Raw genomic sequence first — 24,999 nt, 5'->3', positions numbered from 1 at the left:
ACTCTCTGAACCAAAAGGACTGTATTGATGAAACAGGTCAAGAAAGACGAAACCTTCGCGGAGCTGAGCGAACGAACCGCTCTGGCAGGTGGCGTCGCATGGATGATGGTGTCCGGCATCACCGCCATGTGCTACCGCGAGAAGGGCGAGGATACGCTGGTCCAGATCTGGCGCCGCCTGCTGTCGTCAGAGCAGAAGGAACGGTTCATCGAGGCGCTCGACAAGCTGGAGATCAAGGACAACCCGCCGGCGGTGACCGCGGCCCTCTATCATTATCACTCCAACTCGATCGGCGGCCTGAACATGCAGATTGTGGTCGAGAGTGATCGCAAGGCTTGGATCCGCTACATGGCGCCCTGGGGCTCCTATCCCGGGATCGCGGCCCTTGCCGTGCCGCCCGCGGTGCGCCGCACGATCCTGTCGACCTGGCACCCGCGCAATGGCGAGTTGCTGGATTGCCCGCGCCTTGGATGGGTGGCCACCAAGTTCGTGGCGGACGGCCATCCCTATGACGAGGGCTACTTCTACGAATATGATCACGACCTGAGCCCCGAAGAGCGCTTTTGTGTCGAGCATGTGGAAACCTCGCCGGAATTCGACCCGGAGACCGCGCCCAAGCTGAACCCCGAGCTGTGGAGTGAAGCCCGCGTTCTGAAAGGTGGCTACAACTACAGCACCGACTACGTGCGCCACGTCGTCTCGATCCTGTACGAACTGCTCGGCGTGCACAGCGCGTCTTACGTCATCTCGATGGCGATGCGCATGCTTGGCGCTCAGTTCTCCGGTGATCTCGCCGCCAAGACCGGCTGCGAGGACAATGACCCGGAAAGCATCGTCAAGCTCTTCGCGACGATCTTCACCGCCTTCCGCAACGATGTCTCCGTCGAGACTGGCGAGAGGTCGGCCACTGTGGTGCTCGACGGCCTCGTGCCCTTCACCGACCAGCCCGATCCGGCGCTGCGCGAGGCGGTGTTCGAATTCGCCAAGATGGTGGTGCGCCAGCGCAATGGCCATTGCTCCATCACGCGGGAGTTCGACGAGACCACCTGCATCGAGCGCTGGACCGTGACGGATGAAGGGAAATGGCTTTGGTAACCCTCGCACAACATGCGGGACCACCGTACTTCGACGAGGAGGAGACGGTTGCGTCCCTCCTCGAGACGGCGGCGCGGGACAATCCGGACCATGTCTACCTGTCGTGGGATGACGGCCAGCTGACCTATGCCGGCCTTGACGCCGCGGCGGGGGAGATGGCCGGCCGGCTTGCAGGCGCGGGGATCAAATCCGGTGACCGCGTGGGCGTGATGCTCAGCCATCACCCGGACCATGTCATCACCTTCTTCGCACTGGCGAAGATGGGCGCGGTGCTTGTGCCGATCAACGTGGCGCTGCGCGGCAAGAGTCTGAGCTACCAGCTCTCCCATTCACAAGCGGCGCTGCTGATCGCCGATCGCATGTACGAAGAAGCCCTGGCCGAGGCAGAGGCGCCCCGCGTGTTGTGGCGCGACGGGGCGGGGGAGTTCGCCTTCTCCGATGGCGCCACTTACGGCGCCAAAATCGCCGACTTCACCGGCGCGGCGCGGCATTGGTCCGACCTGCGGATCATCCTCTACACCTCCGGCACGACCGGCATGCCCAAGGGCGTGCAGATGTCCGATCGGATGGTGCAGGCCAGCGCGCTCAGCTCTGCTTGGCTGTCGGATGTGCAGCAGAGCGATGTGCTGCATTTCTGGGATCCGATCTACCATGTCTTCGGCACCGAGGTGCTGGTCATGGCGCTGATGGTGCCCGTGCGGCTCCACATGGTGCCCCGCTTCAGCGCTTCGCGCTTCTGGCACGAGGTGAAGGAATGCGGCGCGACCCATGTGCATTTCGTGGGTGGCATGCTGCAGCTTCTGCTCAAGCAGCCCGAGGCCGAGATCGACAAGACCCATGGCGCGCGCATTGCATGGGGCGGGGGATGCCCCGTTGAAGTGTGGGAAGATTTCGCGCGCCGCTACGCGGTGGAAATCCGTGAGGGCTATGGCATGACCGAAACCTCCAGCTTCTCGACCATCAATATCGGCGGACCGGTCGGCTCTGTCGGCAAGGCAGCAGATTTTTTCGACGTCGAGGTGATGGCCGAGGATGGCACCCCCTGCGTAGATGGCGAGACTGGCGAGATCTGCGTGCGCGAGCGGGAGCCGGGCGTGTTGACCGTGGGCTATTACAACAACGACGCGGCCACCGCCGAGGCGCGCCGGGGCGACTGGTTCCTGACCGGTGATTTCGGGGTGCGCAATGCGGACGGCTATATCAGCTTCAAGGGCCGCAAGAAGCACAGCATCCGTCGCCGGGGGGAGAATATCTCTTCCGCGCAGGTGGAGATGGCGATCAACGATCACCCGCAGGTGTCCGAGACGGCCGTGATTGGCGTCAAGGACGACATGGGCGACGAGGAGCTGAAGGTCTACGTGCTGCCCGCCGATCCGGCGGATCTGGACATCCCGGCGATTGCCGAGTGGTGCAAGGGCCAGATGGCCGCCTTCCAGGTGCCGCGGTTCTGGGCCGTGGTGGACAGCTTCCCGAAGACACCGACACAGCGGATTCAGAAGCACTTGCTTCCGCAAACACAGGAGGCCGGCGATTTCGACACGGCTTGCACCAAGAACACCGAAAGGAGCTGACATGAAGCTTGAAGGCAAGACCGCCATCGTGACCGGCGCGGCGCAGGGTATCGGCGAAGGTATCGCGCGCGAATACGTGGCAGAGGGCGCCCGCGTGATGATCGCGGATATCCAGGATGAAAAAGGCCAGGCCTTGGCGGAAGAGCTGGGCACGGATGTCTGCGGCTACACCCATTGCGACGTGACAAAATCCATAGATGTAGCAGCGCTGATCGCTGCCACGGAAAAGGCCTTCGGGTCGATCGACATCGCCGTGTGCAACAGCGGGATCAACCACAACGCCACCATCCTCGAAATCGAGGAAGAGGATTTCGACCGCGTCATGGCCGTCAACCTCAAGGGCGCGTTCCTTGTGGGGCAGGCCGCCGCGCGCTGGATGGTCGCCCATGAAGTGAAGGGCTCAATCGTCAACATGAGCTCGATCAACGCAGAGGTTTGCAGCCCCACCATCGTGCCCTACGCGGTGTCGAAGGGCGGCATCAACCAGCTCACATCCGTTATGTCGCTCGGCCTTGCGCCGCATGGCATCCGGGTGAACGGCGTCGGCCCCGGCTCGATCGAAACCGAGCTGCTCAGCAAGATCTTCAGCACCGATCCCTCGGCGATGAAGGGCATCCTTGCCCGGACCCCGATGGGCCGGCTCGGAACCGCGCGGGAAATCGGCCGGGCCTGCGTGTTCCTTGCCTCCGACGATGCCAGCTACATGACCGGACAGACGATGTATGTGGACGGTGGCCGCCTGCGGCTTGCCTATACCGTGCCGGTAAAAGACTGACCGTGAAAGGGCCAACCATGACCGACAGCCAAGCGCCGATCAGCATTTCCCTTGAAGGGCTTTCCAAGTCCTTCGGGAATGCCGTGGCCCTGCAACCCACCGATCTCGCGGTGCGGCAGGGCGAATTCCTGACCCTGCTGGGGCCGTCCGGCTCCGGCAAGAGTACGCTTCTAAACCTGATCGCTGGCGCCATCGCGCCCAGCTCTGGCAAGATCATGCTGGACGGTCGCGACCTGACCAATGTGCCGCCGCGCGACCGGGGCATCGGCATGGTGTTCCAGAACTACGCGCTCATGCCGCATATGACCGTGTTCGACAACGTGGCCTATCCGCTGCGCACCCGCCGCGTGCCCTCGGCGGAGATCAAGACGCGGGTGATGGAATCCATTGAGCGTGTCGGTCTGAAAGGCTTCGAGGACCGCAAGCCGCGCCAGCTTTCTGGGGGGCAGCAGCAGCGGGTCGGCATCGCGCGCTGCATCGTCTACTCGCCCGAGATCATCATGATGGACGAACCGCTGGGCGCGCTCGACAAGAAGCTTCGCGAGCAGATGCAGGGCGAGATCAAGCGCCTTCACCAGGAGATGGGCACCACCTTCATCTATGTGACCCACGACCAGGAAGAGGCGCTGAACCTTTCCGACCGGGTCTGCCTGATGAATGTGGGTGAGATCGCCCAGCTCGGCACCCCGGACGAGCTTTATTTCGAGCCGAACAGCAAATACGTGGCCGGGTTCATCGGTGAATCCAACATGATGGAAGGCACCGCGCAGGACGGCAACACTCTGAAGATCGACAGCGGCGACGTGATCCACGTGCCGACCTTCGCGCAGGCCGCCGGCACGCGTCTTGCCGCCATGGTCCGCCCGGAACGCCTGCACCTCGTGCATGCTGGGGCCGCGGATGCGGCATCGACCGAGAACAGGATCACTGGCAAGGTGACCGAAATCGCCTTTGTCGGCAGCACCACGCGTCTCACGGTTCAGGCTGCGGGCGGGATGGAGATGCTCGTGGCCACGATTTCCGAAACCTCCACCACGCGGGCGGCAATCGGGGATGAGGTCACCGTGGGCTGGCTGCCGGAAAACACGGTCATTCTCGACAAGTAACGGATTGAAATCATGACGGATCACGCAAGCACCCTGGGGCATATCAAGGATGTCACCGTTCTGACTGCGGCTCTGGACATGGCGCCGCACCTGATCGACTGGCGCAAGCGCCATACCGGCCAGGCGGAGTGCGTCGTGTTTCCGTCAACCACACAAGCCGTGTCGGAGGTGATGGCCTATTGCCACGCCAACCGCATCCGGGTCTTCCCGCAGGGCGGCAATACCAGCGTCTGCGGCGGCTCGGTGCCGGACGGGCAGGGCGGCTCCATCGTGCTGAACCTGTCCCGCATGAACCGCTTGCGGGAGATCAATCCCGACGATGACAGCATGGTCGTCGACGCAGGCTGCATCCTTGCCAATGTTCAGCAGGCCGCGGCGGATGTAGACCGGCTCTTCCCGCTCCGCCTCGGGGCTGAAGGCTCCTGCCAGATCGGCGGCAATATAGCGACCAATGCGGGCGGCACCGCCGCCGTGCGCTATGGCGTGATGCGCGACCTGGTACTGGGGCTGGAGGTGGTGCTGCCCGACGGCACCATCATCGACGCGATCAAGACCGTCCGGAAGGACAATTCCGGCTTTGACCTCAAGCATCTCTTCATCGGCTCCGAAGGAACGATCGGCATCATCACCGGCGCCGCGCTGAAGCTTTTCGCCCGGCCCCGCGGCATGACCACGGCGGCGCTGGCGATCCGGGATATCGACACGGCCCTTTACATCGCGCGCGATCTGCGCGGCGCGCTGCCCGGCGAGATTTCCGCGCTGGAGCTTCTGTCGGATAGCGAGATGGAGATCGTCCGAGAGTTCCGAGCCGAAGGCGCTCTGCGTATGCGGCAGGCGCCCTGGTACCTGATCGTAGAGGTCGGCGGGCGCAGCACCGAGGCGGAGTATCGCGATATCCTTGAAACCCTGCTCATGCCGGAGCTGGAAAGCGGCGCTCTGACCGATGCGATCCTGGCCGAAAACGAGCGCCAGCGGGGCGAGATATGGGGCGTGCGCCATTCGGTGACCGAGTGCAACATGCATGCCGGCATGGGCCTGACCCATGACATTGCGGTGCCGATCGGCAAGCTGGACCAGTACATCAAACAGGCCGAGGCCGAGCTGGCGGAGGCCTATCCGGACGCGGTTCCGGTGGTCGTGGGCCATATCGGCGACGGCAACCTGCATTACATCGCTATGTTCACGCATGAGGCATGGGCCGCGCAGACCGCGCAGGAAGCCGTGCGCGATCATGTCGGCCACATGTTCTACGACATTGCCGTGGGCCTTGGCGGCACCTTCAGCGCAGAGCATGGCGTGGGCTCGATCCACACCGGCGACATGGAGCGGTACAAGTCCTCCTCGTCCTTGCGCATGATGCGCGACATGAAGGCGGCATTCGACCCGCTCGGGATTGCGAACCCGGGCCGGATGCTGAAATTTTCCATTGATGAAAATGCTTTAGGCGGGGAGATCGAAAATGAATGAGACCAAGGGCAAATCGAACCGGGGGGGTGAAAAGGTCTATAGCGGCCTGCGCGAGGACATCCTGCGCCTCAACCTCAAACCAGGCAGCGTGCTGGACGAGGCCGCGATTGCCGCGCGCTATTCCGTGTCGCGCACGCCGATCCGAGAGGCGTTCATCCACCTGATCTCCGAAGGACTTGTGGTCCGCGACGGGCGCGTGGCGCTGGTGGCGCCGCTTAACTTCGACAATCTGTCCTCGATCTTCGACGCGCTTTTGCTGTCGAGTCGCGTGGTCAACAGCGCCGCCGCGAAGAACCGCACCGAGGCGGATCTGGAGAAGATCCGCGTGCAAATGCTGAAATTCGACGAGCTGTGCCCGAACGGCACCGGCATCCAGCGGCAGGACGTGAACCTCGAATTCCACATGGCCATCGCAGAGGCGGGCCGGAACGAGTATTTCTCCAACTTCTACGAGCGGATGCTGCTGACGGCGAGCCGCCTGCACCAAGCCTGTTTCTCCAACCGGATCGACCTAGAGCGCCGCTCGGAAGAGCAGAAATCGCTCGAACAGCACCTCACCGAGACCAGCAAGCAGCACCACAGCATGTTCGAGGCGATCCGCGACCGCGATTCCGACCTCGCCGACCATCTGGCTGTGGAACACCAGCGCCTGTCACGCACCCGGCTTCAGCAGGCCGTCTTCGGTCACAACAGCGACGCCTTCGACGCCTTCCCGCTTGAGGCCGCAACATCTGACCGGAACGGCTGACCGCCCGAACTCCGCGACAGCGGATCGACTTAAACCAGGCGTCCGGATCCCCTCCCGGGAGGGCGCTGCAAGAACCAAGAAGGAATATAGGAAATGTGGCAGTTCTGGGTTGATCGCGGTGGTACTTTCACCGACATCGTTGCGCGTTCACCCGAAGGCGACTTCAAGACCCACAAGCTGCTGTCCGAGAACCCGGAACGCTACCAGGACGCTGCCGTGTACGGCATCCGGCAACTGCTTGAGTTGGGCGAGGGTGACGCCATCCCGCAGGACACGATCGAGACGGTCCGCATGGGCACGACCGTGGCCACAAACGCGCTGCTGGAGCGCAAGGGCGACCGCACCGTTTTCGTCACCACCAAAGGGATGCGCGACGTGCTGCGCATCGGCTACCAGAACCGCCCGCGCCTGTTCGATCTCAACATCGTGTTGCCGGAACTGCTGTATGATGCCGTCATCGAGGTGAACGAGCGTGTCGGCGCCCGGGGCGAGAAGATCGCCGCGCCGGATCCGGTCCTAATCCGGACCGAGCTGCAGAAAGTCTATGACAGCGGCGTGCGCGCGCTGGCCGTGGCCTTCATGCATTCCTACCGCTTCCCCGAGCACGAGCAGCTGGTCGGCCGCATCGCCGAGGAAGTCGGCTTCGAACAGATCTCTCTGAGCCACAAGGTCAGCTCTCTCATCAAACTGGTGGGCCGGGGCGATACCGCCGTGGTGGATGCCTATCTCTCCCCGATCCTGCGCCGCTACGTGGAGCAGGTGAGCGATGCGCTCGACGCCGATAGCGGGGCCTGCAAGGCGCTGATGTTCATGCAGTCGAATGGCGGGCTGACCGATGCGCGGCTGTTTCAGGGCAAGGACGCGATCCTGTCCGGTCCGGCGGGCGGCGTCGTGGGCATGGTCCGCACCGCCGAGATGGCGGGGCAGGACAAGCTGATCGGCTTCGACATGGGCGGCACCTCTACCGATGTGTGCCACTATGCGGGCGAATATGAACGCTCCTTCGAGACGGAAGTGGCCGGCGTGCGGATGCGCGCTCCGATGATGAGTATTCACACGGTCGCCGCTGGTGGTGGCTCCATCCTGAGCTATCGCAATGGCCGTATGCAGGCCGGCCCGGAAAGCGCCGGGGCCAATCCCGGCCCGGCCAGCTACCGCCGAGGCGGTCCGCTGACGGTGACCGATTGCAACGTCATGCTGGGCAAGCTGCAGCCTGACGCCTTCCCGCATGTTTTCGGGCCGGAGGCGAACGAGCCGCTGGACGTGGATGTGGTGCGCGAGAAGTTCCTCGCCCTGTCGCAGCAGATCGCCGAGGAAAGCGGCCAGCCGGCCAAGACACCGGAAGAGCTGGCCGAGGGTTACCTGCGCATCGCGGTGGAGAATATGGCCAACGCGATCAAGAAGATCTCGGTCCAGCGTGGCTATGATGTCAGCCAGTACACGATTAACTGCTTCGGCGGCGCGGGCGGGCAACATGCCTGTCTGGTGGCCGACGTGCTGGGGGTCGAGAAGATCTTCGTTCACCCCTTCGCCGGTGTCCTTTCGGCCTTCGGCATGGGCCTTGCCGATGTGCGCGCCCTGCGCGAGCAGCAATTTGGTGAGCCGATCGATGCCACTTGCGCCGCCGAGACCGCGCTGGCCGCGTTGGGGGAGGATGCGCGGGGCGAGGTGATCTCACAGGGGATCGACGCGTCGATCGTCGAGGTGAAGCGCATGGCGCATATCCGCACCTCCGGCGCGCACCAGACCATCGAGGTGCCCTTCGACGGTGCCGAGATCATGACTGCGTCTTTCCACGAGGCGCATAAGCAGCGCTTTGGCTACACCCCGACCGGCGCCGATCTGATTATCGAGCTGCTGACGGTGGAGGCTATCGGCGCAGCCGGTGCGGTGCCCGAGGCGGGCGGCATGGAGCCGAGCGGTCACTGTATGACCGAGGCGCAGATGTACACCCAAGGCAGCCGTCGCACCGTGCCGATCGTGGACCGGGCCAATATCGCCCCCGGCGCCACCGTCGACGGTCCGGCGATCATCACCGAGCCGACCGGCACCAACGTCGTCGAACATGGCTGGCAAGCGGAGGCGATGGCCGACGGCAACCTGATGCTGCGCCGCGTCATCGCCCTTACCCGGTCGGAGGCGATCGGCACGCAGGTCGATCCGCTGATGCTTGAAGTGTTCAACAACCTCTTCATGAATATTGCCGAGCAGATGGGCGCGACGCTCGCCAATACCGCCTATTCGGTGAACATCAAGGAGCGGCTGGATTTCTCCTGTGCGATCTTCGATCCCGAAGGCGGGCTGGTGGCCAACGCGCCGCACGTGCCGGTGCATCTTGGCTCCATGGGCGAAAGCGTGGCTACCGTGCTGCGCCAGAACGAGGGCAAGCTGAAGCCCGGCGACGTTGTGATGATGAACAACCCGTTCAACGGCGGCACCCACCTGCCGGATGTCACGATCATCACCCCGGTCTTCGACACGGCGGGGGAGAATATCCTCTTCGTGGTGGCCTCTCGCGGGCACCATGCAGATATCGGTGGCAAGACGCCGGGCTCCGCCCCGCCGGACAGCAGCCATATCGACGAGGAAGGCGTTCTGATCGACAATTTCTTCGTGGTGCAAGGCGGCGCCTTCCAGGAAACGGCCACGCGCCAGCTTCTGGCCTCCGGCCCGTACCCGTGCCGCAATATCGACCAGAACATCGCCGACCTGTCCGCCCAGATCGCGGCCAACGCGACCGGCGTGCGGGAGCTGCTGCGCATCGTCGATCAGTTTGGCAAGGACGTGGTGCATGCCTATATGGGCCACGTGCAGGACAATGCCGAGGAATGTGTGCGCCGGGTGATCGACGTGCTCAAGGACAGTCAATTCACATACACTCTGGATTCCGGCGCGCAGATCGCTGTTAGCATCTCCATCGACCATGCCAGCCGCTCGGCCAAGGTGGATTTTACCGGCACGTCCAAGCAGGATCCGGGCAACTACAACGCGCCTCTGGCGATCTGCCGCGCCGCTGTTCTGTACGTCTTCCGCACGCTTGTCGGCTCTGACATCCCGCTGAACGAAGGCTGCCTGAAACCGATCGAGATGACGGTGCCCGACGGCTCGATGATCAATCCGGTCTACCCGGCCGCGGTGATCGCCGGAAATACGGAAGTCAGCCAGTCCATCACCGAAACGCTCTATGGCGCGCTGGGTGTGGTCGCGGGCTCGCAAGGGACGATGAACAACTTCGTCTACGGCAATGACGCGCACCAGAACTACGAAACCATCTGCGGCGGCACTGGCGCCGGCGATGGCTTCGTAGGCGCAAGCGGAGTGCATTCGCACATGACCAACACCCGCATGACCGACCCTGAGGTTCTGGAAGACCGCTACCCGGTTCGGCTGGAGCATTTTGGTCTCCGCGCAGGATCCGGCGGGGCAGGTCTGTTCCCCGGTGGTGAAGGTGTGGTGCGCAAGATGCACTTCCTCGAGCCGATGACGGCGACGGTTCTCTCCTCGCACCGACAAACCGCACCCTTTGGCCTTGCCGGTGGGGCCGATGGCCTGCCGGGCCAAAACCGGGTGATCCGCGCCGACGGTACCGAAGAGGCGCTTTTGGGAAATGATTCCAGAGAGATGGCCGTGGGCGATATCTTCATTCTGGAAACACCGGGGGGAGGTGGCTTCGGGCCATGCAAGTCAAAGTGAGAGCCTGTCCGTCGTCAGATGATTTGGAACAGGGCGGCCTAATCGGTAGCGGAGGATCTGGCTCGTTGTGGTTTCAGTCTATGCCGCTGTCTGTCGGTGCAGCAAGCGGCGTTTCCAGATTGTCTTTGCCTTGATCTCCTTTCGTCGTGCGAGGATGGTTTTTGCCCGGCCGCAGTAGACATCGGCCGGGGTCAGGTTGCCTAGGCTCTCGTGGTAGCGCTGGTTGTTGTAGTGCTCGATGAAGTCACCGATCGCCTGCTCGAGCGCCCCAGGCAGATAATGGTTTTCCAGCAGGATGCGGTTCTTCAGGGTCTGGTGCCAGCGCTCGATCTTGCCTTGGGTTTGCGGGTGGTTCGGCGCACCGCGGACGTGATCCATGCGCTGTTCCTCGAGCCATTTCGCGAGATCGCCAGAGATGTAACTGCTGCCGTTATCGCTGAGCCGCCTCGGCCGGTACGCCACCGTTGCCCGGTCACATCCCGAGGCCGCTAAGGCCTCCTCGAGAGTGGCGGTCACATCGTCTGCTCTCAAGGTGGTACACAGTCGCCATGCCACGTCGTATCGGCTGTAATCATCGAGGACGGTGCTGAGATAGAACCATCAGCTGTGGCTGTTTGTCATTCAGGTAGGCAGCTACAAGCTTCAAGCTTCAGAGTGACCGTATGGCCTAACCTGTATCGCGGTTCTAGGACATTATAAGATTAGATATTCACAAATATGAAACCATTGCTTCAAACGTATAAATCGCACGCGCTAGCCAGCCAAACGGTCTTCATTCTGCTCCATCGCGGTGAACTCCAGATGAAAATTCGTGCCAACGCCCATGGCGCTTTCATAGGTCAAGTCGCCTTGCATCTGACAGGCCAGCCGTTTGGAAATGTGCAAGCCTAGGCCCGAGCCTTGCGTCGAATGCTGGCTCTGGTTGGCGACCTGTTCGAAGCGCCCGAAAACGCGGTCTTCCATCCCCTCAGGAATGCCGTGGCCGGCATCCTTGATCGACAAGCGCAGCTTGCCGTTAGTCATATGCAACGTGCCTTCGACAGTGCCGTTCTCATGCGAGAACTTGATGGCGTTGGACAGAAGGTTGTCGATGATCTGGCGAATGGCGAAGGCATCGCCCTGAACTAACGCGTGCGAGACAGTGGACTTCTTCACAAGCGTTATCTTGCGCTCTGAGGCGAAGACGCGGTTTTCCTCGATGCTGTCTGTGAGCAGGCGATCGAGATCGACAGCGTCTTCCTCGAGTTGAAGCGCTCCGATGTCCATCTTCTGCGCCAGGAGAATCTGGTCGATCAGGCGCGAGAGGCGAATACCGTTGCGGTGGGAAATTTCCAGCAAAGAGCGCATCTGGTCGCTCATCTCGCCGACACGACCGCTAAGGGCGATCGCAAGACCGCCTTTAAGAGAAGTCAGCGGCGTGCGCATCTCGTGGCTGACCACAGAGACGAACTCGTCCTTGGCGCGATTGGCGGCGTCGGCGGTCCTGAGGGCCTCCTGCAACGACGCGTTAATCGCCATGCGATCGGTGACGTCGACCAGGGTCACGCTCCATCCCAGAATTTCGGCGGATGGGTTCAGAGGGTTACGGACCTTCTGTATTCGAGGTTCGTAGGCCTGGTCGCCAATGCGCAGATGAGAGCCATCGGCCGCAGTGGCCAAGTCATCATGCCCGTCGAAGAGGTCGCGCAGCACTTGATTGTTGCCATGGCTCAGCCCGCGCTTGCGGGCAGCGGCGTTCATCAGCACGATGTTTCGCTTGCGGTCGATCAGGACGACCGGTTCGCTGCTCGTATCGAAGAGGACCGACTGACCGATTGCGGCCATGTCCATGGTTTTGCTCACCAGCAGCATCCAGGAGAACGCCAGCACGCCCAGCGAGAACATGAAGGCGGTGGGGTCGAGACCGAAGAAGGTGAAGTCCAGACCGATGTAGGCGGCGTTCACGACCAGCGGGGACAAGGTGATGGCGGTCAGCATGCTCAGCAGTGGCCAGGCGCTCCGCTTGGCGCGGACAACACCCCTTATCAGGCAAACGAAGGTGGCCATGACGAAGGTGTAGAGTAAGGCGATGATCGTGTAGAAGCCCGGCCCGTGAACGTATTCGATCTGATTGCTGCCGACCGGAAGCATCGTGTCCTCGGTATAGACGAGATGGTGCAACGAATTTGTGGCGACCAGGGCGAATATTCCCAGCGTAGTGCCAAGCAGAAGCGCAGTTGCGCGACGTGTGCGGACCCAATCGGCGTTTCCGACGTAATTGAAGACAAAGTAACACCACGAGGTGGTCACCAATCCGTGCCCCAGCCAAGCGACCGTCGCCCATTGCATATTGCAGGCATAAGTCGCTGACGCAGCTTCGAGACCAACGCTGAGAAGAGTCCACATGACACCGATGAAGGTGAGCGCGTAGAAACGCTTTCCGTTGAAATCCTGCGATTTCAGGGTCCAAATCATGGTCAAGGCAGCAAGTGCGATCACCGCCGCGGCCACTAGAAAGACCGGGCTTGAGAATGCTCCTTCAAAGCAAGTCATGAATCCCCCAACTGCAAGATACTACAGAGATAAATCATTTGAATTTGCCTATAATACGGCGTCAAGGTGGCCTTTTGAATCAGCGCACGTGAAGTGGGTCGAAATGACGTCATTCGCGTTACGTTTCCGTTAATATCAAAGATTTGCGAAAATGCAGTTACTTACGACTAAGGATCCATGCGAGGTTCCGCGTGAGTTGTGGATATTTCGACATGCGGAGGCAATCGGTCCCATCGCAAGGCAAGGTCCTGCCGGTAATTCGTATGGAGCGAATCAACTTGACCGATTGCTTCAAGCCTACGGCCAAGGATTTCGCATCGCCGTGGCCCTGAGCAGGCGACTGCGTCTGTCCGGTCTGCTGACGCGCCTGACTGTAGGCCGCCTGGAACCTCTACTGTCACAACGACTGATCTTGCGTGACCTTGGCACCTGCATCGACTGGCGCATTCACCGAAAGCGCATGGCCGAACTGTTGCACGTGCAATACAACCGTGTGGCGCTCGTCGATTACAATCTACGACGTCGAAGAGGAAAGGCGGTTTCGACATCGCGTGCTGGGGTTTGGTCAATGAGATAGCCAACGCTCGCATGGCCAAAAAACGCCGGGTGCTTTGGTCCCCGCAGGGCGCACATCCGGTGGCAACGGTCAGAGCCGCGGTCTTGGACGGAAGGCTTGACGAAGGGCATCTCCGAGCCGCTTTATCTCCAGGTCCTTCCACTCCCCAGCGACATTCGGTCAGGTGCAACGCTTCCTGTCCGTCCATGATCAAACCGCCGCCCTGTTTCGCCCGAACGCCACCGTCTTTCCGCAAGATCATATCGCCACGCTCGCAGCGATGCCTTCGCACTCTGGAGCGAATACACAAGCAAACTGACTGTATAGAACCCTCGCCCTTGCGAAACAATTCGCGGAGGCAAAACAACCTGACAAATCCGCCCCGCGCCCTTCGGCTGCTACCTACCGTTCACAGCCCACGTCAGCTTTGCGTGCAAACCGGCCGCCAGCAGGCATCAACCGGTGCCCTTGTCACGTAAGGACCCTTTCGGTGTACCGCGTCCGAACCTGAACAATCTGGTCACGATCACGAAGAACAGCGGCACGAAAATGACCCCAAGAACCGTGCCGGATATCGTCCCGCCCAGAACGCCCGAACCAATCGCGTTGCGCCCGCCCGACCCGGCGCCGGAACTCAGCACCAGAGGCAGCACCCCAAGCGAGAACGCCATCGAGGTCATGATGATCGGACGAAAGCGTTGCCTTGCCGCCTCCACCACCGCGTCGATGACACGCTCACCCGCCACGTGCCTGTCGCGCGCAAACTCCACGATCAGGATCGCGTTCTTGCCGGTCAGGCCGATCACCGTCAGCAACCCAACCTGGAAGAAGACGCCGTTGTCAAATCCACCGAAATAGGCCGCCGACAATGCTCCTACCACGCCAATCGGCATGGCCAGCATGACTGCGAATGGGATTGACCAGCTTTCATACAAGGCCGCAAGCGACAGGAACACCGCCGCAAGCGATAGCGCATATAGTAGCGGTGCCTGGTTGCCCGATTGCCGTTCCTCTAGGGACAGCCCGGTCCACGACAGCGCGAAGCCCGGCGGCAATTGTTCAGCCAGCCGCTCCATCTCGGCCATTGCGGCACCGGTGGACACGCCGGGGGCCGGCGCGCCCTGCAATTGCATCGAGGGGATGCCGTTGAAGCGATAGAGGCCCTGCGGCCCGTAGTTCCACGAGCCTTTTGCGAAATTCGAGAACGGCACCAGACCGCCACTAGCATTGCGGACCCGCCACTTGTCGATGTCCGACGGGATCGAACGATCTGGCGCGTCGCCCTGCACGTAGACACGCTTGATCCGGCCTTGGTCGATAAAGTCGTTCACGTAGGATCCGGCCCAGGCCACCGTCAGCAACTGGCCCACGTCGTTGGCCGTCACGCCCATCGCGCCCGCCTTGCGCCAGTCGATATCCAGATTGAACTGTGACGCGTCCTCCAGCCCGTTGGGCCGGGCCGACGCGATCAGTTCGCTTTGCGCCGCCAGCCCCAGCAACTGGTTTCTCGCCTGAAGCAATTCCTCGTGGGTTTGCCCCCCACGCGCCTGAAGATAGACGTCAAACCCCGACACGTTACCAAGCTCGATCACCGAGGGCGGCACAATGGGAAACACCATCGCGTCGCGTATTCCGCTCAGCGCCCCGAAGGCGCGCCCGGCAAGGGCCTGCACGCTTTGCCCGGGCGATTTGCGTTCGTCCCAGTCCTTCAACTGGACAAAGGCGATGCCCATGTTCTGGCCCTGGCCAGCAAAGCTGAACCCGACCACTCCGAACATGGATTTCACCGTGTCGGTCTCCTGGGTCAGATAATAGTCCTCGACCTGTTCCAGCACGTCTAGCGTCCGCTCGGCCGTTGCGCCGGTCGGTGTCTGGATCAGAGTGAACAGGATGCCCTGGTCCTCGTCCGGCAGAAACGCGGTCGGCGTGCGTGTGAACAGAAACGCCATCGCTACGGCCAGCGCAAGATAAACCAGCCCCACCCGGAACGGACGTTTGACGCTCCAGGCGACCGTGCCGGAATACCGGCTCAGGACCGCATCGAACCCGCGGTTGAACCAACCAAAGGCGCCTTTCTTCTTGTCGCGATCTTTGTGTTTGAGGATCGTCGCACACAGCGCGGGCGTCAGGGTCAGCGCGACCACCACCGACAGCGCCATCGCCGACACGATCGTTATCGCGAACTGCTTGTAGATCACGCCGGTCGAGCCCGGAAAGAACGCCATCGGCACGAACACCGCCGACAGCACCAGTGCAATCCCGATCAGCGCACCGGTGATCTGGCCCATGGATTTGTAGGTCGCCTCGCGAGGGGGCAAGCCTTCTTCCTCCATGATCCGCTCGACATTCTCGACCACGACGATCGCGTCGTCGACCAGCAGTCCGATCGCCAGTACCATGGCCAGCATCGTCAGCGTGTTGATCGTGAAGCCGGCCGCCGCAAGAACGCCAAACGTGCCCAGTAGAACCACCGGCACCGCCAGCGTCGGAATAAGCGTCGCGCGCAGGTTCTGCATGAAGAGGAACATCACCAGGAAGACCAGGATGATCGCCTCGAACAGGGTCTTGATGACCTCCTCGATCGAGATCAGCACGAAGGGCGTGGTGTCGTAGGGAATGACGTATTCCACGCCTTCGGGAAAGAACTCCGCGAATTCGGCCATCCGCGCCTTCACGGCCTCGGCGGTGTCCAGCGCGTTGGCCCCAGGTGCTAGGCTGACAGCAAGGCCCGCCGCCGGATCCTGATTGAAGCGCGCGATGGTGGCATAGTTCTCCGCGCCGATCTCCACACGCGCCACATCGTCCAAAAGCACCAGCCCGCCATCAGTCTCGGCCCGCAGGACGATCTGCCGGAAGTCCTCGGGCGAGTTCAGAAGCGACTGCGCGGTGATCGTGGCATTCAGCTGCTGCCCCTCGACCGTCGGCCGCGAGCCAAACGCCCCCGCCGAGATCTGGGCGTTTTGTGCCGACACGGCGTTCACAACATCTGCAGGCGTCAGCTCGAAGGCCGCGAGCTTGGAGGGATCCAGCCAGATCCGCATAGCGTATTGCGCGCCGAAGACCTGGACCGACCCGACTCCCTCGACCCGGCTCAGTTCGTCGACAAGGTTGGTGACCATGTAATCCGACAGGTCCACCTGGTCGAACCCGTTCGCGCGCGAGATCATCCCGATAACCATCAGGAAGCCGGCCGAGGATTTCTCGACCGTGACACCCTGCCGCTGCACGGTTTCCGGCAGCAGCGGCGTGGCGCGCGACAGCTTGTTCTGCACCTGCACCTGCGCGATATCGGCATCCGTGCCGGTCTCGAAGGTCAGCGTGATGCTCGACTGGCCCGCCGATGTCGAGTTGGACGAGAAATACCGCAACCCGTCCAGCCCGGTCATCTGCTGTTCGATCACCTGCGTCACCGTGTTGGCGACCGTCTCGGCCGACGCGCCGGGATAATTCGCACTGATGGTGACCGAGGGCGGCGCGATTTCCGGATACTGCGCAATTGGCAGGATCCGGATTGCCAGCACCCCGATTCCCATGATCAGGATCGCGATAACCCAGGCAAACACCGGGCGATCAATGAAAAAGCGCGCCATGGGAGTGGTTCCTTATGGGGATTTCTGGTCGTCCGCCTCGGCGGGGTCTTCGTTTGCGTCGCCGGTCGCCTCGGCTTGGGGCGCCTCGCGCTCCTCCGGGGCGACGGTCGCACCGACCCCGGTCTTCTGGAACCCGGCGACGATCACCCGGTCGCCGTCCTGCAACCCACCGCTGACCACCCAGTCGGCGCCGCGGTCCTGAAGGATGGTCACCTGGCGCTCCTCGACGACATTCTCTGCAGTCACCACCCAGGTAAACGGGCGGCCGCGCCTGTCGCGCTGCACCGCTTCCTGCGGCACCAACAGAACGTTCTCGGCGGTGCCCACAGGCATCTCAACCTGCACGTACATCCCCGGCAAGAGCAACCGGTCGGGATTGTCGAACTGCATGCGCAGCACCACCACGCCGGTCTGCGGGTCAACGTTTGGCTCCGCGGCGGTGATCGTGCCTGTCTCATCGAAATCCGATCCGTCCGCCAGCGTCAGACGCACCGTCGTGTCGGCATTGGTCAATTGGTCCTCGGTCTGTCCGCGGGTCCACCGCAGCAGATCCGCCGCCGACTGTGTCACGTCCACGTAAACCGGGTCGATGTCCCGGATAACCGCCAGGGGCTCGGCCTGGCTGGCCGTCACCAGCGCGCCCGGACTGGTCCGCGCCAGGCCGATCTCGCCCGAAAGGCGTGCGCGGATCGTGGTGCGTTCCAGCTCGATCTCGGCCGACCGCAACTGCGCCTCGGCCACCTCGACCGCAGCCGCCGCGGTGTCGCGCACCGCCTTGGCCTCGTCAAAGGCCCGCTCGCTCGTCACGTTGCGCTCTCGCAACTCCACCAGCCGATCGGCCTCGACCTCCGCCGCATCCAGCTGGACCCTGGCCTGCGTCACCGCGGCCTGCCCCTGTTCGACCGCGGCGGAATAGGTGGCGGAGTCGATGCGGTAAAGCGCGTCGCCCTCCTCGACAAAGCCCCCCTCCCGAAACAGCCGCTCCGTGATGATTCCGTTGACCTGCGGACGCACCTCTGCCTCCGCCGAGGCTGCAACCCGGCCGGGCAACGTCGAAGTCAGCGTAACCGTCTGCGCCTGTAACTTGACAACCACGACCGGCGTCGGCTCTTGCGCCTGCTGAGCCAGTGCCCGCCCGGCAAACATGCCCGATACGGCCAGACCCAAGCTCACTGTCGCGATGGCTAGGATTGAACGGTTCATCATGCGTTTTGACCCCCGATGGCGGATGCTTGCCAAGTTACATATACACTGCATGCCTCATAGCCTCTTCGCTCCGGGGTATCCATAGAAACCATTACTGATGGTGATAACTTCAGCCTAATCGACTGATAAATTGGGCACTGAACTTCTTGCCTAAGCTGCCGAGCCATTGTTTCCGAAACGGACAATTGTGACCTCTCCAAAGGAGCAATGCAGCAACGAAAGCCGGATCCGCTCCGGCTGACTGCATTTTCGTGCCTCCGGCTATCTTGTAAACTCCGCAAACGCGACAAGTGTGACAGGATAAGCCGATGTTCAATCTCAAGGCCAGCAACGGCCAAGTCGTTGGAACCAGCGAATCCTATAGCAGCGCGTCGGGACGCGAAAATGGAATCACGTCAGTGAAATCCAATGCACCCGGTGCGCGGGTCGACGACCAGACAAGCTGAAGTCGGGGACTTCAGCTTCTAGCTGTCGAAAATCTTCGAAACAAAATCCGTGTCGATTACGGCCTAGAGTTCCAAAAATTGGGGCTCGACAGTGGGCTTGCCTGGGCACTGGAGCTTATCCCCAATTTCCGGGGATAGCTGCCGGGACCGATAAGGAGGGCCATTATCGTTACCGGCAGGAACGGCCCAAAACCGATTTTCGCCTCTCTTGCAACGAATGACGGCTTGGTGATCATAATGATCACCTGCCAAGGTGCCCGCTACCGGTGCCAAGCGATTGCAGTGCTCTAATAGTATCGGCTCTGAATACGGCTGAGCGCATGCGAGAGCTGCTCACTTTCGCGGCTGGAATTGAATTCCTCCGGATAAGGTTCCTTGCCATCTGCTATCTCTCGGGCGGTCTCGGACAGGCGCTCCAGCGGGCGCACGAAATGCCGTGTGAACAGGATCGAAAACGCTCCCAAGACACCGAGCAAGCTGAGCAGACTGATCCACATTGCGACCGACAGGTCCGATACATCCTGACCGAAAGAAGCCGGCGGAACGCGCGCAACCAGAGAGAGGCCAGTGGGGGGCGCGTTGCCGACCGTGAGCTCGGGCGCAACGGCGTAGATGTTTCTCACGCCGTTTGCATCCTCGACGACCTGTGCGGATTCGATATTGAGAGAAAGGGAACTGAGACTGGCTGGTGTAAGGTCCACGCTGGTCTGCTGTTGCGTCGGAAAGATTGAGCGGCCGCGCTTGTCGACGACATAAGCCAGCAAGCCAAGGTCGTCCGCAGCAGCCTGAACGTAATCCTGAAGCCAACTTGCTTTCAGACTGTATACATATACTCCAGTAACATCTCCATCGGCGGATTTGACTGGCACGGCAATGTTCAACACATCGTTCTGCTCATGCGCCGCGGTGGGGTTGGACGATGTTATGTCACCAAAAAACGGACCGCGAAGACCCTGTCGATACCAGTCTGTGCTTGATACGGAGGTGCCCACGCGGCTCCCATTGGAGCCGACTCTGATGGTGCCGGAAAGATCGGCGAGCCCAGCCCAGGCGACACGTCCACCGGCGACGAGTACAGCGTCGGTGAATGCGCGGATCTCTTCGTTTTCCATTGGAGCGATCTGTCCTGCGACGGCTTGAAGGCTTTCCCATTCCCGTTCAACCGCCCGGGAAACCGCGAGCCGAAGTGCCTTCACTCCGCGGATGGCATTCTCGGATTCGACCCGTGTTTCGAAGCTTCGCGCGTGCTGATGTATAGGCCACCAAATTGCAACCATGCCCAGCAGGCCGCAAATCATGACAAAGCCGAAGATAGATGTTGCTAGTCGTGGAGCGTGAACGTTTTCCCTGCCGGAACTTGTCAAATCAGGCTTAACCATTTGTCGAATTCCACTTACTTTTACTCATGAACGGGGTGCGCTCTGACTCTCACCACGGACATCCAAGACGACCACCCGATACTTTTCACAGCCGCATAACTTCGAATTCTGGCAGCAGTATGTGCAACTTTCCAAATTTCGTTCCACAACAGGAGCAAAGATGGAGTTGCATACACAACTCACAGACGAGCGAAATCTTCCTACACCATAGTATCGTTAATTTGGTTGTGCGTATAAAGGTTAAACTATGCTTGTAATTGCAAGAGGGGCCGACATTGCGGTATCTTCGCCTGTGTATTGGTTTTTTTCTCCTGTTTGGGGCGCTCTACGTCATTGTCGTGGAGCAGATGACCGGGGCCAGCGCGAATGCATTTGTTAACGCGCCTCTCTTGACCGCGCGTGCTCCCGTCGCCGGGGACGTTGATCTTCCGGATCGCGCGCCTGGTGCTTTTATCAAAGAGGGCTCAACACTCTTCTCCGTCGAAGATGCGAGGGCCGACCAGGTGCGCCTGAACGACCTGCAATTGGAACGAGACCTTCTGGCTGCGGATCTGACAAGCTACAAAACCGAACGCGATGCACGACGGGAAGCGTTGCGCTGGATCGAATCGACGGCCGGAAAGTACGCGGCTGCACGAACTCGGGAACTTGAGATCACCGCAGGTGGAGCACCGTCCGATCCAGACACCTCGCCAAATCGGGACCAGCCACCCTCGGAATCTGGCAGCCTTACCGTCGACGAGAACAAGCTGGCGCCCGATGAAAACGACCCCGATCGCTTTCTCGAACTTTCAGGCGCGTTTCTGGATGGCGCCATCGAGGACTTCGCCGGTTTGGAGGCTCTGCAACTGCTCGCAGCGCGGCGCGCGATATATCTTGACGACTCCGCAGGCGCGGCATGGAATATGGCACTGAGGCAGCGCGAAGCAGAGACCTCGTTGACACTTGTCGAGGCAAATATCGCCCGGACCGAAGAACAGCTGACGGCTTACGAAATCCGCATAGAGCGGGAGTTGTCGCGTCTCGTCAAGCTGCGCGGAGATACGCTTTCTTCGCCGGTCAACGGCGTTCTCTGGCAGGAATTGACTGCAAACGGCGTGAACGTCCAACGGGGTGATCCTATCATGAACATCGCCGACTGCGCCTCGGTGCTGGTCACGTTGTCGGTGTCGGAAACCATCTATAATTCGCTTTCCACCGGCGACACCGCGACGTTCCGCCCGCTTGGCGGCGACGAGGCGATGCAGGGGACGGTCGCCCGCCTCGCGGGCTCCGGCGCGGCCTCTGTATACGAAGGCATGGCGGTGGCTCCGAGCGAAGAACACCTGCAACGCTACGATGTAGCGCTCGTCGTTCCGGAACTGAGGACGGATCCGGTGGACGGTTGCAGCATAGGCAGAACGGGCCGCGTGTTCTTTGATGACCGCCCACTCGATATATTGTGGAAGTTCTGGGAGTAATGCTGCCTAACCTTTACCTCGGCGATATGGGCGCGAGCCTGGTGCACGTGGTTCCGATACTCGGCTTGGCACTGATTCTGCCGTATGTCATCGACCGTCAGGACACCCATCACCGTATCTTCCTGTTCGTGATCGCGATCATTTTCGCGATCAGGTACGCATGGTGGCGAACGACCGAAACGATCGCCCCGGTGGGCTGGACCATTGATTTCCTGGCAAGTGGGCTGCTGCTGGGGCTGGAGTTGATGGCAATCGTAAGTTCGATCAGCGCTTTCTTCATCCTCATGCGTCACCGTGACCGAAGCCCCGACGCCGACCGCAACGCCGGCTGGTGGGGGGACACGCCGCCGAAGGTTGCGATCCTGATCGCGACATATAACGAGGAACTGGAGGTGCTTGAACGTACCATCATTGGTTCCAAGGCTCTGCGCCATCCCGCCAAGGAAGTCATGGTTCTCGATGACGGACGCCGCGACTGGTTGCGTGATTATTGCGAGAAAGAGGGCGTCACCTACATGCGGCGCCCCGACAACAAGCACGCAAAGGCCGGCAACATCAACCACACGCTTCAGGTTCTCTGGGCGCGGGAGACGCCCCCGGATTACGTGGCCGTTCTGGATGCCGATTTCGTGCCGCATCGCGGATTCCTCTCACGCACGCTGGCCCTTTTTCACGATCCGGCGGTGGGTCTTGTCCAGACCCCGCAGCACTTCTTCAACGCCGATCCTATACAGCACAACCTCGGGATAAGCCGGTCCTATCCCGACGAGCAGCGCTTCTTCTTCGACGACATGCAGCCCTCGCGCGATGGCTGGGGCGTCGCCTTCTGCTGTGGGACATCCTCGATCATGCGGCTGAACGCCTTGAAAGATATCGGCGGCTTCCCCACCGACAGCATCACCGAGGACTACATGATCACGCTGTGCCTGCAGAACGCGGGCTGGCACACCGCCTATCTCAACGAGCCGCTGACCGAGGGGCTCGCCCCGGAAGGCTTGAAGGAATACGTCACGCAACGCTCGCGCTGGTGCCTGGGAATGATGCAGATCGCGCGCAGCCGGGTCGGACCGTTCCGCAATAACGGGCTGCGCCTGCGCGACCGCTGGAGCGTCATCGACGCCAGCCTCTACTGGATCACGACATTTCCCTTCCGGGTCGCAGCCATGGTTTTCCCGTTGCTCTACTGGTACGGGAACATCACCGTCGTGGATGCCAGTCCGGCCGATGTGATAACTTATTTCGGCTGTTTCTTCGCCTGGAACCTGATGGCCATCAACCTGATGTCGCGCGGCAACGTGGTGCCGATCCTGACCGATGTCAGCCAGTTGCTGGGCGCTCTGCCGATCACCCGCGCGGCGTTCACCGGGCTGGTGCAGCCAAGGGGCCACCCTTTTAGCGTGACGGCCAAGGGTGGGGACCGCAGCCGCATCGTGGTGCAATGGAACATGCTGGCCCCTTTCGCCATCCTGCTTGGACTTACGATTGTCGGGCTTCTGATGGGTATCGTGACCGACCGTTTTGCCTTCAACGACGCGGGCGAAGGCAAATGGGTCATACTGTTCTGGACGATCTACAACATGATCGTGCTGGCACTGACGATCATCGCCTGTGTAGAACTGCCCCGGCGCGAACGCCATGTTGCCGACACGCCCGAGCGCGTCACCTTCACCTCGGGCAAGGTTTCACAGCGCATGTGGGTGACCAGCCTGACGCAGGACACCGCACGGTTGCGGGGCGGACAATTCGACGCCGGCACCTACGGAATGATCGACCTGCCGGGGGTTGGTGAACTGTCGGTGTTCGTACTTGCGCCGACAGCCGACGGAATGCGCGTGGAACTGATGCCCGACGAAGAACAGCGCGACGCGCTTTTCATGAGGTTCTATACCGAAGACAATACACCCGGTATCAGCGTCGTGAACACCTGGAACATGCTAGGTGACATGGCGCGGCGCATATCGCGCATCAGCCGGGACAGGACAGCCAGGAAAGGAACAACACTTGACGGCAGGGAATAAGACCATGCGCTACGCCGCCGCGATGCTTGTGTTCGCGGCCCCGGCGGCACAGGCCGACGGAGAGTTCTATCAACTGGATCTCGGCGAAGACACCACGACGGCCGTGATCTCGGTCGAGCGCGACCGCCTGTCATACGGCATGGTGTTCAGCGATTACACCGGGCCGGAGGATCTGAACCTGACGGCCAGTTACAAGTTCTCGCTAGGGACGCCGGTCACCTTCCGCGCCGGACCGGCAATCCAGCTTGAGGGGCTCGAAACGGTCAAGGGCGGGATACGGTTCGTGGCCGAGCATTACCAGCCCACAAGTTTCGGCAGCGTCTTCCTGCTCGGCGAGGCAACGACGATCGATCGAGGTTACTTCGCCCTTGCCGCCATCGGCTTCGACAAGCCGGATGTGACTTTCGAGTTCAGCTATCTCGGGGACGACGACGGCTTCCGCGACAAGGTCGCGGCCGTGGCATTCGGGATCCCGAATACCAAGGCGAGTTTCCGTGCCGGCTACAAGCTCGATTCCGAGGAAAGTTTTATTGGGATTTCGATCAATACCTTCTGAGTTTAAAGATCGTGACAATCCGGTTGCTCAACCCGCAAAGCCGACATTCTTGACCTGAGCAGCGAACGGCAGCGCTCCGCCGAACCTACTATTTTTGACTGCAAAATTCCCGCCTTTCCGACTGGACTTCGACTGGCGACAGAGTGGTACTGTCTCCACCGACGCGCTCAAGCCGCCCGCGTCACGATTCCTCACCGATGGGCGCGTCGCGATAGCTTCCAATCCAAGGCGAACCAGCCCCGCGCGCCGCGATACCCATTTCCTGCAACGTGAATGATCTTGGTTGTCGGCCGAGAGGATCGCCCAGGAACCTCAGGAAGCATTTTGAGGCGAGGTTCATGTGCACCGTATTGTCAGTATTTTCCGAGGAGTATCAAATTTCGGACAGCGGGGAACCTTGTGGGACGCATTTGAAGCGCAGATAAACGCCAGCTTGTTGCATACGTGTCAGAAATTGGGGCGACGGGACGATCGACGAGGATGGGGTGGAGAACTGCCTTTCGCTGCATTAAACTTTAGTGTCGGCTAAGGTGGGTATGGATTTTCGTGCAAGCGATTTTCTTGAGATTGGCGAATAGAAGAATGCCTGATCTACATAGAGCTCTATCCAACTCTTTTTTCATATTCCCACTAAACTCCACAATTTCAGCGTGGATCGAGGCCTTTTACCAGTCCTGTCCGTCTTCAGAGTTTTTCGGACAAGTCGTTTGTTTTGGTAACGGAGGCTCTGGTTCGGTTTCTGTTTGAGTTTAGGCGGCCGCGGCTTTGTGCTGCAACCGGCGCTTTCGGATTGTCTGTTTC

General features: G+C 61.1%; 15 protein-coding genes and 2 pseudogenes. 12 read left to right on the top strand and 5 right to left on the bottom strand.

Annotated features, from left to right (window positions below; translation table 11 throughout):
- Nucleotides 1-27: 27 nt before the first annotated feature.
- The 7 genes from C2I35_RS21240 to C2I35_RS21210 all read left to right on the top strand — a co-directional run bounded on the left by C2I35_RS21240 (nt 28) and on the right by C2I35_RS21210 (nt 10,455).
- On the top strand, nt 28-1,095 hold the full coding sequence (locus C2I35_RS21240; protein WP_103765047.1) for a hypothetical protein: 1,068 nt from the start codon (nt 28-30) through the stop codon (nt 1,093-1,095).
- The gene (locus C2I35_RS21235) at nt 1,083-2,666 is read left to right on the top strand and encodes a class I adenylate-forming enzyme family protein (protein WP_103765046.1); all 1,584 of its coding nucleotides are present in this window, start codon (nt 1,083-1,085) and stop codon (nt 2,664-2,666) included. Before C2I35_RS21240 ends, C2I35_RS21235 begins: the two co-directional genes overlap by 13 nt.
- A 1-nt stretch (nt 2,667) precedes the next feature.
- On the top strand, nt 2,668-3,441 hold the full coding sequence (locus C2I35_RS21230) for an SDR family NAD(P)-dependent oxidoreductase (RefSeq protein WP_103765045.1): 774 nt from the start codon (nt 2,668-2,670) through the stop codon (nt 3,439-3,441).
- 17 nt (nt 3,442-3,458) lie between these two features.
- On the top strand, nt 3,459-4,547 hold the full coding sequence (locus C2I35_RS21225; protein ID WP_103765077.1) for an ABC transporter ATP-binding protein: 1,089 nt from the start codon (nt 3,459-3,461) through the stop codon (nt 4,545-4,547).
- Between the two features lie 12 nt (nt 4,548-4,559).
- Entirely contained in the window at nt 4,560-6,014 is a 1,455-nt protein-coding gene (locus C2I35_RS21220; protein ID WP_103765044.1) for an FAD-binding oxidoreductase, read from the top strand.
- Complete coding sequence (locus C2I35_RS21215; RefSeq protein ID WP_103765043.1) at nt 6,007-6,762, top strand: GntR family transcriptional regulator; 756 nt, start codon at nt 6,007-6,009, stop codon at nt 6,760-6,762. Before C2I35_RS21220 ends, C2I35_RS21215 begins: the two co-directional genes overlap by 8 nt.
- Before the next feature lie 93 nt (nt 6,763-6,855).
- Entirely contained in the window at nt 6,856-10,455 is a 3,600-nt protein-coding gene (locus tag C2I35_RS21210) for a hydantoinase B/oxoprolinase family protein (protein ID WP_103765042.1), read from the top strand.
- A gap of 78 nt (nt 10,456-10,533) precedes the next feature.
- Here C2I35_RS21210 and C2I35_RS21205 read toward each other — a convergent pair.
- Nucleotides 10,534-11,055: pseudogene (locus C2I35_RS21205) on the bottom strand (transposase); the annotation flags it as partial.
- A 153-nt stretch (nt 11,056-11,208) separates the two neighbouring features.
- Complete coding sequence (locus C2I35_RS21200; protein WP_103765040.1) at nt 11,209-12,987, bottom strand: sensor histidine kinase; 1,779 nt, start codon at nt 12,985-12,987, stop codon at nt 11,209-11,211.
- Between the two features lie 487 nt (nt 12,988-13,474).
- Here C2I35_RS21200 and C2I35_RS21195 point away from each other — a divergent pair.
- Nucleotides 13,475-13,686, top strand: a pseudogene (locus C2I35_RS21195) (ISKra4 family transposase); the annotation flags it as partial.
- Between the two features lie 312 nt (nt 13,687-13,998).
- On the opposite strand, the gene C2I35_RS21185 reads toward C2I35_RS21195, so the two are convergent.
- Nucleotides 13,999-17,133 (bottom strand): efflux RND transporter permease subunit, encoded by a 3,135-nt coding sequence (locus C2I35_RS21185; protein WP_103765039.1) that lies wholly within the window; start codon nt 17,131-17,133, stop codon nt 13,999-14,001.
- Nucleotides 17,134-17,145: 12 nt separating this feature from the next.
- The gene (locus tag C2I35_RS21180; RefSeq protein ID WP_425442956.1) at nt 17,146-18,339 is read right to left on the bottom strand and encodes an efflux RND transporter periplasmic adaptor subunit; all 1,194 of its coding nucleotides are present in this window, start codon (nt 18,337-18,339) and stop codon (nt 17,146-17,148) included.
- A 308-nt stretch (nt 18,340-18,647) separates the two neighbouring features.
- On the opposite strand from C2I35_RS21180, the gene C2I35_RS21175 reads away from it, so the two are divergent.
- Complete coding sequence (locus tag C2I35_RS21175; RefSeq protein WP_103765038.1) at nt 18,648-18,785, top strand: YegP family protein; 138 nt, start codon at nt 18,648-18,650, stop codon at nt 18,783-18,785.
- 287 nt (nt 18,786-19,072) lie between these two features.
- Here C2I35_RS21175 and C2I35_RS21170 read toward each other — a convergent pair whose 3' ends face one another.
- Nucleotides 19,073-20,164 (bottom strand): HAMP domain-containing protein, encoded by a 1,092-nt coding sequence (locus C2I35_RS21170; RefSeq protein ID WP_082631019.1) that lies wholly within the window; start codon nt 20,162-20,164, stop codon nt 19,073-19,075.
- A gap of 275 nt (nt 20,165-20,439) precedes the next feature.
- On the opposite strand from C2I35_RS21170, the gene C2I35_RS21165 reads away from it, so the two are divergent.
- From C2I35_RS21165 to C2I35_RS21155, 3 genes are read left to right on the top strand one after another with little or no spacing between them, the layout of a single operon-like run.
- On the top strand, nt 20,440-21,624 hold the full coding sequence (locus C2I35_RS21165) for an HlyD family secretion protein (RefSeq protein WP_146050108.1): 1,185 nt from the start codon (nt 20,440-20,442) through the stop codon (nt 21,622-21,624).
- Nucleotides 21,624-23,642, top strand: coding sequence for a glycosyltransferase (locus C2I35_RS21160; protein WP_103765036.1), 2,019 nt, complete (start codon nt 21,624-21,626; stop codon nt 23,640-23,642). The genes C2I35_RS21165 and C2I35_RS21160 overlap by 1 nt, the downstream gene beginning before the upstream one ends.
- A complete protein-coding gene (locus C2I35_RS21155) occupies nt 23,626-24,198 on the top strand; it encodes a hypothetical protein (protein WP_146050107.1) in 573 nt (190 codons plus the stop codon). The genes C2I35_RS21160 and C2I35_RS21155 overlap by 17 nt, the downstream gene beginning before the upstream one ends.
- Nucleotides 24,199-24,999: the final 801 nt, after the last annotated feature.

The sequence above is a fragment of the Roseovarius confluentis genome (assembly GCF_002917925.1).
GTDB classification, from domain to species: Bacteria; Pseudomonadota; Alphaproteobacteria; order Rhodobacterales; family Rhodobacteraceae; genus Roseovarius; species Roseovarius confluentis.
The sequence above is the reverse complement of the archived record's forward strand: the minus strand, read 5'-3'. Positions and strand labels throughout refer to the sequence as shown.